This is a genomic window from Gardnerella sp. c23Ub_4 (assembly GCF_055804115.1).
In genome coordinates this window covers 45,650-58,763 of record NZ_JANUYO010000002.1, presented here as the reverse complement: position 1 = coordinate 58,763, position 13,114 = coordinate 45,650, and the positions used below count along the sequence as shown (strand labels likewise).

At 40.3% G+C, this 13,114-nt stretch carries 12 protein-coding genes; 11 read left to right on the top strand and 1 reads right to left on the bottom strand.

Annotated elements, in window-relative coordinates:
• Positions 1-27 precede the first annotated feature (27 nt).
• The 11 genes from NYP67_RS04885 to NYP67_RS04835 all read left to right on the top strand — a co-directional run bounded on the left by NYP67_RS04885 (position 28) and on the right by NYP67_RS04835 (position 11,964).
• Positions 28-981, top strand: coding sequence for an exodeoxyribonuclease III (locus NYP67_RS04885; RefSeq protein WP_473411252.1), 954 nt, complete (start codon positions 28-30; stop codon positions 979-981).
• A 69-nt stretch (positions 982-1,050) separates the two neighbouring features.
• Positions 1,051-1,860, top strand: coding sequence for a DUF3710 domain-containing protein (locus NYP67_RS04880; RefSeq protein ID WP_415701101.1), 810 nt, complete (start codon positions 1,051-1,053; stop codon positions 1,858-1,860).
• Between the two features lie 102 nt (positions 1,861-1,962).
• Entirely contained in the window at positions 1,963-2,736 is a 774-nt protein-coding gene (locus tag NYP67_RS04875; protein ID WP_473411251.1) for a DUF3159 domain-containing protein, read from the top strand.
• A gap of 10 nt (positions 2,737-2,746) precedes the next feature.
• Positions 2,747-4,153, top strand: coding sequence for a class I SAM-dependent RNA methyltransferase (locus NYP67_RS04870; RefSeq protein WP_473411250.1), 1,407 nt, complete (start codon positions 2,747-2,749; stop codon positions 4,151-4,153).
• A gap of 292 nt (positions 4,154-4,445) precedes the next feature.
• Positions 4,446-5,384 carry a recombinase family protein gene (locus NYP67_RS04865; RefSeq protein WP_115761595.1) on the top strand — a complete coding sequence of 313 codons (939 nt, stop codon included), beginning with the start codon at positions 4,446-4,448 and terminating at the stop codon, positions 5,382-5,384.
• 14 nt (positions 5,385-5,398) lie between these two features.
• Positions 5,399-6,043 carry a hypothetical protein gene (locus tag NYP67_RS04860; RefSeq protein ID WP_205411957.1) on the top strand — a complete coding sequence of 215 codons (645 nt, stop codon included), beginning with the start codon at positions 5,399-5,401 and terminating at the stop codon, positions 6,041-6,043.
• A gap of 859 nt (positions 6,044-6,902) precedes the next feature.
• Complete coding sequence (locus NYP67_RS04855; RefSeq protein ID WP_020757402.1) at positions 6,903-7,661, top strand: hypothetical protein; 759 nt, start codon at positions 6,903-6,905, stop codon at positions 7,659-7,661.
• 10 nt (positions 7,662-7,671) lie between these two features.
• Positions 7,672-9,429 carry an InlB B-repeat-containing protein gene (locus NYP67_RS04850; RefSeq protein ID WP_225362600.1) on the top strand — a complete coding sequence of 586 codons (1,758 nt, stop codon included), beginning with the start codon at positions 7,672-7,674 and terminating at the stop codon, positions 9,427-9,429.
• A gap of 245 nt (positions 9,430-9,674) precedes the next feature.
• Entirely contained in the window at positions 9,675-10,193 is a 519-nt protein-coding gene (locus NYP67_RS04845) for a ClbS/DfsB family four-helix bundle protein (RefSeq protein WP_020757400.1), read from the top strand.
• A 527-nt stretch (positions 10,194-10,720) separates the two neighbouring features.
• Positions 10,721-10,903, top strand: coding sequence for a sucrose-6-phosphate hydrolase (locus NYP67_RS04840; RefSeq protein WP_075523306.1), 183 nt, complete (start codon positions 10,721-10,723; stop codon positions 10,901-10,903).
• Entirely contained in the window at positions 10,900-11,964 is a 1,065-nt protein-coding gene (locus tag NYP67_RS04835; protein WP_082266231.1) for a DNA cytosine methyltransferase, read from the top strand. Before NYP67_RS04840 ends, NYP67_RS04835 begins: the two co-directional genes overlap by 4 nt.
• A 44-nt stretch (positions 11,965-12,008) precedes the next feature.
• Here NYP67_RS04835 and NYP67_RS04830 read toward each other — a convergent pair whose 3' ends face one another.
• Positions 12,009-13,100 carry a hypothetical protein gene (locus NYP67_RS04830; protein ID WP_473411249.1) on the bottom strand — a complete coding sequence of 364 codons (1,092 nt, stop codon included), beginning with the start codon at positions 13,098-13,100 and terminating at the stop codon, positions 12,009-12,011.
• Positions 13,101-13,114: the final 14 nt, after the last annotated feature.

Genomic DNA, 13,114 nt, shown 5'->3' with positions numbered 1-13,114 from the left:
TATGCATATTCGATTAGAGTGGATTTTATGATTACTATTGCAACTTCAAACTTGAATGGTATTCGCGCTGCAGAGCGCAAGGGGATGCTTGATTGGGTGCAAAACCACACTCCAGATGTGTGGTGTATGCAAGAGGTTCGCGCTCCGCAAGATGCGATTGACCCGATTATGTGCAAAATCAAGGATTTGTATGCGTCTAAAAGTGGTGAATCTGTGCAAGGTGAATCTGTGCAAAATGAATCTGTGCAAGATGAATCTGTGCAAAATGAATCTGTGCAAGGTGAATCTGTGCAAGGTGAATCTGTGCAAGGTGACAAGCAATTTTGCGTTACAAATCAGATTTGCGATATAAAAGGCCGTGCTGGAGTAGCGCTTGTAACATCTTTGCCAGTTGTAAGTCAGCGCTATGGCCTGCCTGGTTTAAGCGAAGACGTGGATTCTGGGCGGTGGATAGAAACCGACGTACATACGCCTGAAGGGTATGATATTACGGTTGCGTGCGTGTATGTTCACGCTGGAAATGTTGACGATCCGCAGAAAATGCATCAAAAATTCCGCTTTTTAGACACTATGCTTACGCGATTAGGGGAGCTTAGAGATATTGCTGCAAGTGGCGGAAATCAGGCGATTTTGTGTGGTGATTTTAATATTGCTCACACTCCTCTAGACATTAAAAACGCTAAAGCGAATGAGAAAAGTGCTGGATTTTTGCCAGAGGAGCGCGCGTATATCGACCGCTGGATTAACGAGTATGAATTTGTAGACGTTATGCGAATGCTTGCTGGCAATATTCAAGGGCCATACACGTGGTGGAGTCAGCGCGGCAAAGCTTTTGATAACAATGTTGGATGGCGTTTAGACTATCAATTTGCAACTCCAGAGCTTGCGGAAACTGCTTGCGGATTTGTGATTGATCGCGCGCCAAGCTACGATTCGCGTTGGTCGGATCATGCTGCGCTAAGCATAAGATACAATGTGTGATTTTGCTTTGCTTGTGGTAATCTTGTGAAGTTGAGTAAAAGTGGCATTGGCCGTTAGAAAAGAGGAATCATGGGATGGTTTAAGTCAAAGCGCAAGGCTAAAGCTGATAGTAAAAATGCTGGAAATCTTGCGGATTTGCAATCCCAAAATTCGGCCTTAAACGAGCTTATTGAAGGCGGATACAGCGCAGACACGTATTTGGGTCGAGGAAATCTTAGAGGACCTTGGAATATTTCAGACGAAAAAGTTCCTGATTTAAGTACATATATTGACTTCGGAGCTATTCGTATTCCGTATTTGCAAGGAATAGAGTTGCGCGTAAAAAAGCAGCGCGAGTCTAACCAAGTCCTTGGCATAACAGTTACGTATAGGTCTTCTAGTGTAGAAGTTGAGGCGTTTGCAGCTCCTAAAACAGAAGGAATCTGGAGCGAAGTTCGCGCGGATTTGCTTAAGGGAAATTCTGATGCCAGGGAAGTGAATGGCGTTTTTGGCAAAGAGATTATATTGCCAGTTAAAGTTGAAGATAAGACTGTAGATACGCGAATTGTTGGAGTTGACGGTCCGCGTTGGATGCTTCGTGGAGTCTTTTCTGGTGTAGCTGCTGGCGATTCAAAAAAGGCTAGCGATGAAACTGTTTTACTTAACAAGTGGTTTAGCGACATTGTTGTAGACCGAGGCAGTGAGCCATTAGCTCCTCGAGATATGATTCCAATGCATGATGTTTCGGTTCCTAGAGATTCTGACAATGGTGGTTCTGGCGATTCTGCTGGTGATTCTGGTGAAATTCCAGGCCGTCCAAAGGGGCCACTTGGCGCAGATCAGCAGGTAGAAGTCAAAACTACGCTAACTCGCGGTCCAATGTTCTCTGAAGTTCGTTAGTAAAGCTTTATAGCAAAAGTCGTTAGCAAAAGTCGAATAGTCGAATAGCAAAAGTCGTTAGTAAAAGTCGTTAGTAAAAGTCATGTAGCAAAGGATATTGTCTTGGAAAAAAATGCGAGCAGCAAAAAACGCTCAGGATTAGCCTCTTTAGCTTCCATTGGATCCGATGGAAAAGCGTTTTCTGTGATTGACTCCATTGGCGGCGTTCGAGGCGTAATCGAATCCATGCTTCCAGGATTACTGTTTGTTATTTGCTTTGTTGTAACGCGAAACGTGCAAACAACAGTTATTGCGTCTGCAGCTCTTGCAGTTTTGCAAGTGGTGGCGCGACTTATTCAACGCCAATCGATTATGGGCGCGCTAAGTGGGCTTGTTTCCGTAGGGATTTGCCTTATTTGGGTGTGGACTAGTCATCAAGCTCGCGACTACTACATGATGGGTTTTATTACAAACGCTGTTTATGGTGCACTTCTTGCGATTTCGCTGATTGCGCGCGTTCCAGCTCTCGGGCTTGTGATTGAGTCGATTCGCAAAATGCCTACGGAAAATTTTGGCGCGTGGCTGCACGAATGGCTTGATTACAGGCCACTTAAGCGTGCATATATGTATGTTACTGGATTGTGGATTGGTGTTTTTGCGCTGAGGCTTGTTTTGCAAGTGCCATTATATTTGACGAATCACGTTGTGTGGCTTGGCACTGTTCGATTGCTTATGGGATTGCCGTTCTGGGCGCTGGCAATTTGGGTTTCTTACTTGATTATTGCAACGCCATTTATGCGTCTTCATCATAAAAATCGAGAAGAAAATTATAGTGAAGAAAAGCAGATTGACGAAAAACAGATTAGCGAAAAGCAAAGTGAAGAGAAGCAAAACTAAGGGGTAGTCTATGCAAATAACGATGCGAATCGAGCGATATGCGGATCAAGGCAGATGCGTAGGTCATCTCGAAGGACGCGTTGTATTCGTGCGATTTGCGCTCCCTGGTGAGCTGGTTGTTGTGCGCATGGATGAGCCGATGCGTGCAAAAGCGCACTTTTTTACCGGCGAAGTTGTAGAAGTTTTGGAGCCTAGTGCGGATCGTGTGGAGCCGCAATGGAAGCTCGCTGGTCCTTTGGCTCAGGGCGGCGGAGTTGGCGGCGCGGATTTAATTCACGTTTCTTTGCCTGGTCAGATTCGTTGGAAGGCTTCCGTAATTGCCAATCAATTCCAGCGCTTAGCGCATATAGATGTTTTGGATAGTGATGTTAACGTTGAGCGCATTCCAGGGGACGAGGAGCTTAACGGATTTAATTGGCGTACGCGCATGGAGTTGGTTGCGGATGATGAAGGCCGATTGTCTATGCGTAAGCGCGAGTCGCATGATCGCATTGCGATTGATACTATGCCACTTGCGTCGCGCGCGGTTTTAGCAGTTGCGGATTCTTTGGACTTGTGGAATCGTTCTTTTTCGCCAAATGCGCAAATTCGTCTTGCTGTTCCAGAGCCTCGGGTTGATGGTTTGGATTTTAATGACAAGGCTGCGCTTCTTAGTGCGATTGGCGAAAATTATGCGCTTATAGTAAATGATGAGTTGGTTGCAGGCTCGGCATTGTTGCGCGAGCGCGTGCGCGTTGCGGTTGCTGGCGATTCATCGCGTATTCGTACTTTTGACTACGATGTTGACGCGCGCGGTTTTTGGCAGATTCATCGCGCAGCTCCAGAGCATTTAGTGAACTACGTTTTGGGATTAGTCCGTTCTGCGCTTGGTGGTCGCACTAAGAATACGGTTTTGTGGGATTTGTATTCTGGATCTGGTTTGTTTACGATTCCGCTTGCGACTTTGGCTAATGTTGGCGGAGATGCTGCTGGTGCTGCAGGTTTCGCTGGCGCTGCAGAGCCAGCTCGCGTGCTTAGCATTGAGGGTGCGCCGATTGCTGTAAAGAACGCAAGGCGAAACATTGGGCGCGCAGGGCTTAGCAGGGATGTTGTTGAAGCTTTGCAAGGTGATGTTGCACAAACTCTTGAATCGCAGGTGTTTAAGGCGAGTAAGTCATCTAAGATTGTGCGCCGATTTGCGCATCCAGATGTTGTTGTGTTGGATCCTCCTCGCGCTGGTGCTAAAGCTCAAGTTTGTAAGCAGATTGCGAAGTCTGGGGCTAGAAGCGTTGTGTATGTTGCTTGCGATCCGACTAGTCTTGCTCGCGATGTTGGTACGTTTAAGGAGCTTGGCTACAGCGTTCAGTCTTTGCGCGCGTTCGACATATATCCCAACACTCATCACGTGGAGAGTGTTGTTTTGATGTCAATGACTTAATGGGTGGGTGCATTTTTGCCCTTGTATAGCAGGGGTTTGCGAGGGCTATCGTTAAAAGGTTTAATGCGTGGCGGCTTTAAGCTGGCTTCTCGCGGTTTTTGAGCGTGATTTTGCTGTTTGAGGAAACATGTCTACACTCTAGGGTTGAGTGCACAGGATGTTAACGTTAAAAAGTGCACCCACCCTGCACCCACCCTGCACCCACCCTGTGGAGTGGGAAAATAAGGTTTAGGCTAATTATCATGGAGGAGAAATCTAAGTTTCGTTAGTCTAAAAATAAGGAGAGATGGCTATGGATAAGATAGATGAGCTAAATAAAGATGTGATAGTCATCAAACCTAAGCGGGTTGTTAAGGATTATGCTGTGGGTATTTATGCTCGTGTGAGTACGAATCGTAAAGAGCAGCTGGATAGTCTTTCTACTCAAGTGTCTGGTCTTACTCGTCTTGCTGCTTCTCACATGACTTGGTTTGTTGCTGATATTTTTCTTGATGTTGCTTCAGCTAAGGTTGGATCTTCAAGAAACGAGTTTAATCGAATGATTGATGAGTGCGAGAAAGGTAATCTTGATATTATTCTTACTAAAAGTGTGAGCCGTTTTGGTCGTGATACGAAAGAAGGCTTAGAGGCTATTAGAAAGCTTAAAGCTTGTGGCACGAGAATTATTTTTGAGGCTGATAAGATTGATACGGAAACGGTTGATGATGAACTTTTAATTAGCGTGGTTCAGGCTTGTAGTCAAGCAGAGAATGATTGGCGAAGTGAAAATATACGCTTTGGCTTAAAACATAGAGCTGAAGATGGCACATTAGGTCTTTATAGCAGAGTTTGTTATGGTTATAAAAAAGATAAACATGGCATGCTGATTATTGATGAAGAGCAAGCGAAGGTAGTGAGAGCTATCTTTGATTGGTATCTAGAAGGTTTAAGCGTTGTTGGAATTATTGAAAGATTAAAAAGTAAAGGTGTTAAGTCTCCAAAGGGGAAAGACAGTTGGAGTAAACGGGCTGTTGAGAGCACTTTGACTAGGCGTAAATATACAGGCGATGTGGCTATAGCTGATTCAGGCGGTTCTGACAGGCAATATTTGTATTCGGATCATCATTCCGGAATTATTTCTAAAGAGAAGTTTGAAGCCGTTGAGCTTGAGATGGCGGCTCGGAGTAATGTGGAAGTTGGAGAGGATGGGACTATTGTTAGAAAGAAGAAAAAATATAGCTCGAAGAAATAGGAAGGAGTCGAGATATGGATTGCAGAGGACATGCAACAAGAGAAAAGATTGCTCAAGATTACGAAATTCATCCTAGAGCACATATAAAACTATTAAAAAATCAAAGTAAACATAGTGATGCAGGGCCTATTATTCAAAATGAATACTATATTTTTAATGCTAAGAGAAGAAATGATGGGGAGCTAGAAATAATTCAGTGTGGTATGGGTGCAGCAAGAGATTTTCTTGAATTAATTAAGCATCAAGGGCTACCAATTTTTAATCCCCTAAAAGTTAATTACAGAGATTCAAACGGTGATGAAAGTAATACTACTGGTACTAATAGCTTAAAAAATGTGACCTGGAATGAAACTGCAAAACAACTGTATAACGCAATCATGTGGCTAATTGTATTATGGGATGCCAAACCTGATACGCCTCTCTTTGATTTTATGGATGAAGTAATCAAATACAAAAAATGTGAGCCTTTTGATAGAAAAATCAGAAGAGTAAATACTGCTATACAACATGGAGGCAAAGGTAGGACTTTAACAGAGATGATTGATGATTATAGAAAGTACAATGATTTTAAGAATGATATTTGCAATTTTGAACTTCTTAGCGACAAAATTAATAATATGAGGGACAAAGACGGAAGTAAAATAAAATCCTATTTTTAAGGCTCGCTAGATGGAATAGAAATTATATGCTTGAAATAGCCTAATCAAGGATAGAAAGAGCTGAATGAAACAACCTCCTCTAATAGACGCAGCAACACAGGAAAAACAAGTACCTTAGCCAATTTCCAAATTTAACCTAACAATCTCACGTCGAGAGTGTCGTATTGATGTCTAGGGCTGATTAGGTGGGTGCATTTTTGCCCTTATGTAGCAGGGGTTTGCGAGGGCTATCGTTAAAAGGTTTAATGCGAAGTGGCTTCAAGCTGGGTTCTCGCGGTTTTTGAGTGTGATTTTGCTGTTTGAGGGAAGATATCAACGCTCTAGGGTTGAGTGCACAGGATGTTAACGTTAAAAAGTGCACACACTTTGCACCCACCCTGTGAAGTGGGGATATACAGTATTACAAGCATAATATAGTAAGAAATAATATGATGCTCTAAATCAAAGTTTCAGAGTACAGAGCAATAGTTTCAGTGTTCAAAAGCAAAGCTTCATTGTATACAACACGTAATGAAGCTAGATGGGAGCGTAATGAAAATAGACGAGTAAAAATAACAAATATACAATATATAAAGGCTAGTCAATATAGATTTTTTCTTGTATAATTAGCACAAGAAAAATTAGCATAAAAGGTTGACAAGCCATGAAAAGACTGACAAAATCCTTGACAGACAGACAGACAGACAGACAGACAGACAGACAGACAGACAGACAGACAGTGTAGTTCTGTCTTTTTTCACGTAGACTTTTTTAATTGGCAGAAATATATACCTGATGGATAGGTATGTGTTTCTGCCTATTTTTATGCAATTTTTCAAAACAATAAAAAGAACATTATTAGATTGATAAGGAGGAAAATATGAAAACATTAGTAAAAAAGACGATGGGTCTATTGATGGCAACATTAGTAGCATTTGGTGTAATGGCCGGAACTACGCAAGCGTTTGCGGCTGAAGGACAACTTGTATATAAAGTTGATAGTCAATTAAACGTAAGCGGATCCTTTTTCTTAAAGAAAATTACAGGAACCGTTGATGTGAGTAAGACTGTAACTGCATCTCCCGTCACGCCAATTGAAGGGCAAAAAGACTCTTATACAGGTACTATAAGCGCAAGCGTGGAAGCTGCTGACCTTTTTGAAGGAGCCTACAAAGTATATGAGAAAGAAATAAAAGGACAAGGTTTTGGACCTTGGAAATTTGAAAATATAATCATGTCTAGTGAAGGTGAAAAGTTCCCTATTGCTCAGTATACGGTAAAATTCCCTTCTAACTTCCACGTTGATAAGACGGGAATTAAAGCTACGGAAAATTCATCTGCTATCAGTGGCATTGAGGCTGAATATGTAGAAAAGGATAATTCAGTTGTTATCACCATTCAATTAGGAAATTGGAATGATTATCAAGAATTCTTTAAGCTTGTAGAAAGTGAACGTAATCAAACTGGGCACGAAATTAACGTAAATATCCCATATACCGTAGAAGGAAAAGAAGAATTACTTGGAACTATAACTGGTTCAGGAATTTGTCAATTATACAAATTTGGCAATCACCCAGTTAGTGATCCAATCGTTAACATCACCTCCCCATTAAAGTCACTTGAAATCAAGAGACCGTAGGAGGCTTTGTATGAAATTACTAAAAAATATGGCTGTAACGATAGTATCAGCCACATTGATTGCATCAACAGCATTTGTGTCACCAGTGTTTGCTGCGGATAAGAGCGAACCGCTTCCATATTTAATTAAGGATTTGTTGGCTGCTCCGTCTGAATATTTGACCGATAGTGCACTAAAGAATACGTATTGGGTTGATGTGGAAAAGAAAGAGATAACCGATGGTTTTACAGGGAAAACTTATTATGGGGTATTCCCTAAGTATTTAACCTCTCCAAGTAAAACAGCGATTGCTGATTTTCCATTTAACTCTTTAGACGGCATGACTAGTACTCCAAATGCGGGGATAGTGAATAGCTCTAATACGTATTGGTTCTTGCCTGGGATGAATTTTGAAGAAAGATATGGTTATCTCGCAGGGCAAGATACGGCAGAAGGAGATACAAAACCAGGACAACATCCTACAAGCCCTATCGAAAAGCGTGTCAACCCATTTGGCTTTGGGAAAAATGATTTATTAACTCAAGATGAAATTAAAAATCCAGTTGATAAACTTAAAGTATACGGTGATCTAAAGCTCAAGGATGCAACGGATTCCAAAGCGGTTGGTGAACTACAGCCTGGGGATCAACTGAATCTTGATTTTTCAGTTAGTATCCCATGGTTTAAGCGTTATCTCAATGGTTGGACGCTAAACTATACAAGAGTTGGTGGTATGAATGACTCTGATGTTGAGAAATTCCACAATAGCTACGGTAAGGTTGATGCAGGATTTGCTTTTACGTTAGATATTCCAGATGGTGTAGAAGTAGCTAAGGATGTGTCTGCTAAAGTTAGTGGGCTTCAGGGGTTTTCAGCTAATGTAACCAAGACAACTAATGGTAAAACACTCATTGTTACATTGAAGAAAGATAATCCTGGAACAACTCAGAAATGGCAAGACATTATTAAAGAAGTTAAAAATGTAGATACCAGCAATATCGTGATTTCAGTAACTGGTCTATCTGTGAAAAAGACAGCTACTGAAGGTACAAAATATAGAATTCGTGGAACGGTATCCGGTTTCTATGATTTCGCCAATTCTTCCACAGAGAATTTTGTGAAAGCAACCACTGCAAGAGATAATAACTGTGCTAATCGCAATTATTTCTTTTTTGCAGCTGAACAGGATTCTAAAGGGTTAGATGCGAACGGAGAAGAAAATAAGTCTAAACAAATCTCTTATTCCTTCCAAGTGAAGAAGCCTGCTCAAAGCACGGTTACATTCAAGGACGGCGATAAGACGCATGCAACAGTAAAGGTAGAAACTGGTATGGCTATTGATACTGATGCGTTGCCTAATGAGTCTATGCCTGCTAATCCAACGAAGGCTGGTTGTACCTTCAAGGAATGGAATACAAAGGAAAACGGTAAGGGTGAGACGTTTACTGGAGCAAGCAAAGTTAATAGCGATATGACTGTGTATGCTATTTACACGAAAGATTCTGTGCCGACACCGGATCCGATTCCGAATCCTCCGGCACCAAATCCGGATCCAACTCCAAACCCACCTACACCGACACCGGATCCAGTGCCTAATCCACCGACTCCGGAACTTAAACCAAATCCTCAGACACCAGCTCCTCAGCCGCAGCCTGAAAAGCATATTGGCATGATTCCTAAGACGGGTGAATCAGCATCATTTGCAGGATTGCTTGCAGCTATAGGTTTCTCGATTGCTGGACTTGCAATTCTTCGTAAGAAGAAAATGATGGAAGAAAACAATAAGTAAGCACGCTTGTTTTAAGTAACGAGCATTGCTTATTAGAAGATGGCTCTAGCGATATGTTAGAGCCATCTTTTTTTAATGTTTCAAAGCTAAAACGTTATATTAAATAGGCAGCATAATAAGACAAAACAATATAGCATATCGGCTAGCTGCGGACGTGCTCTTTGCTGTTAAAGGGCTTATTTGTCACATATAATTAAGATAATGGATTTTTTACTTAGTTATTAGTAAAACAAAGGGGTGATTTTATGAAAGCTTATAGCAGCAAAGAAGAACTGAAATCAGAGATAAAGAAAACTTTCGAGAAGTACATTTCTGAATTTGATGTGATTCCAGAGATATTAAAAGATAAGCGTGTGGATGAAGTCGATCGCACTCCAGCAGAAAATCTTGCCTATCAAGTCGGCTGGACGACCTTGCTTCTGCAATGGGAACAAGAGGAGCAAAATGGGCGGAAGGTAGATACTCCGTCTGATCAATTTAAGTGGAATCAACTGGGTGAACTATACCAGTGGTTTACTGATACCTATGCTCACTTGTCGTTAGAAGAATTAAAAGCGAGACTAAAAGAAAATATTACGTCAATCTACATGATGATTGATTCCTTAAGTGAGGCGGAATTGTTCAAGCCACATATGAGGGTCTGGGCGGATGAAGCGACCAAAACAGCAGTATGGGAAGTGTATAAGTTTATTCACGTGAATACCGTTGCACCTTTTGGAACATTCAGAACCAAGATCAGGAAATGGAAAAAGGTGGCAATGTAGGAAAGGAATCAGCATAAAAATTAGGTCCCCAACGTGGATAGTCAGTATGGTTAAGGCGGTATCAATACCGTCTTTTTTGATGGATAAAATAAGGTTTCAGAGTTCAAAGTTAAAGTTTCAGAGTATAGATCAATAGTTTCAGAGTTCAAGGGCAAGGTTTCATTGTATCCAACACGTAATGAAAATAGATATGACTTTACAGAAAATGATACAAAGTTTGGTGGTTGTTGCTTAAAAGAACACTGTAAATAAGGGCTTATTGTAGGCTGACTAAGCAGAAGAACGTGAATGAAAGTCCGGCGTGAACTTACGCTAGACTTTTTCTTTTTTAGGTATATGTTCTTGATTTAGTGAGTATGTATTATAGCTAGTTTAATAGAACTTATGCATGAGAATGTACTATGTTTTAGATTTAGTACGGTAGTTTTGATGCTAAGAAAACAATAGGAATTCATATGCGTTGCTTAAAAGTTAGGTTGATTTTAGTCTAAAATTAGGCTAAAATTAACCTAGTAAAGGAGAAGACTATGACAGAAGAATTTATATATTTAGACACATATGTTTTACAGCAAGATATGAGAATAAGACTACCTAAGACGATTTTATCAAACTTAAATATCGAAAAAGGAAAGACAAAATTTGATATCTACTTAGATTCTAATAGTAAATGTCTAGTGCTAAAAGTGAATGGTAAGGAGTCAACTAAGTGAAACCGATAAAAGCAGTCTCTCTTTTTAGTGGTGCTGGCGGAATGGATGTTGGATTTGAAAATGCTGGTGTATCTGTAGTTTTTGCCAATGAACTTGTAAAAGAAGCAAGTGAAACATACCGCATCAACCACCCTGAAACAAAATTAGTGAATGACGATATAAATAATATAATGGATTGTTTCACTCAATATTATGGTGTAGATCTCGTATTCGGCGGTCCTCCATGTCAAGGATTTTCTGTTGCTGGTAAAATGAATCCAGACGACGATCGAAGCAAGTTGATTTTCAGTTTCCTTAAAGTTGTTAGTATTGTACAGCCTCGAATGTTTATCATGGAGAATGTCAAGGCGTTGGGCAAATTAGAAAAATGGAAGTCTGTTAGAGAGAGATTTTTAGATGAAGCAAGATCCATCGGATATAATTGTGAAATATATTTATTGAATGCAACTGAGTATGGCGTACCACAAAAAAGAGAACGGGTGTTTTTTATAGGTTTGAAGGGTTGTGATGATAAAACTTTTGGTGCTACTATGCACCAACTTTTGCATAGTCAGATAAATGCTGCTCCATGCGTTAGAGAAGTGTTAAAAGATTTAGGAAGGGCGGGTACCGAACGTAATCCAAATACCTGTACAGCTAAAATTACATTTGCAACAAATCCAATTATGAGAAAATCTCCATACGCTGGAATGTATTTTAATGGACAAGGAAGACCAATAAATGTTGATGAGTATGCTAATACGCTACCCGCATCTATGGGCGGTAATAAGACTCCATTTGTTGATGAAGAGTACTTGTATGGAAATGCAAATCAGGATTGGGTAACACAATATCACAAATCTCTAGAAAACAGCAGTACTAAACCAAAGTTTCAGGAAGCACCTAAGCGGTTACGGCGTATCACGATAAAGGAAGCAGCAAAGATACAGACTTTTCCTGACGATTACATTTTTTGTGGAAATAAGGGACGTATATACACTCAAATAGGGAATGCGGTACCTTGTAAGCTAGCCGAAGCAGTTGCTAAAGCAGTCATGCAGTATTTAGATGGGAAAAAATAAAAAAGAAGAACTTTTTAGGTTCTTCTTTTTTATTTTATAAATATCTATTTGTGTAGCTCCTGCCACTCCTTCTTCACTGATTCAGCAGTATTTATATCTGAAATATATAAATTTAAATCATAATAAAAATTACTTCTAGCTTTTGGTGTCATTCGCTGTAAAGTATCTGCAACCCATTCGTAAATATTCCAATAATAGTAAGTTATATCTTGATAGCTATAACTTCCCATAAAAAGATGGAAATCGCTTTTAATCATTTCTTTTGGACAATCTTCAGTGCGACAAATAACTATTATTTCGTTGACACTATCCTCGGTATTTTCATTATAAATTTGAACGCAGTCATATGAATCTCTAATACGAGCCAGATCAAAGGGTTTTACCGTTATTTCATAAACTTTATAGATTGTTCCATCTGTAGATTCTTCGTTAACGTCACCAGGTTTCTTGCTGGTGGTACTTGTTACAGATGCTCTGTCTTCTTCGCCTGTTACAACCACATTTGTGCACATGGACCTGTGGTAACTTTTCAGGAGTAAAGCCGAAATTTTCTGTGGTGTGTTTCCAGAGTCTGGTACTTTTGCAATAAGGTCGCAGCACAGTTTGCTTAAGTGTATAGGATCAGATGATGGATTGATGGTAATGCTAAGTGTTTCTAGCCGCTTAGATTCATCAATTAGTTTTCTTAGTAGCGAAATAGCAAGCTTATCGATTCTCGCTCTATCTTTTTCAATATAATTAATCAAATTAACTACTTCCTGAGCAACAGCTGACGGTCTACGTTGTGCTGCCCAAGTAACATCAAGACCAACAGTTGCTTTGGCAACATTCAATGGCTCGGATTTCCTATGCGGTATTTCTTTTCTTATTAGAAACTCTTTTATGGGTCCTTCATATATCGCACGTGGATTACAATCGTATAAACTGGTTGAGGCTCTAAAATTTGCATCTAGTTTCATACCTATTATCACAACCAGAAGGATTTCTCTGAACCCCCATGCGGTAGTTGAAAAAAGCATATCTAAGGATTTTTTATAATCCGTTTCATCTATCACATAATCATTACTAACAGCATTAGCATAAAAGTCATTTAGTATGTTTATTATTTTTGAATTTCTTTCGTCAGTACTACTCATAGACTCCTCCTTAT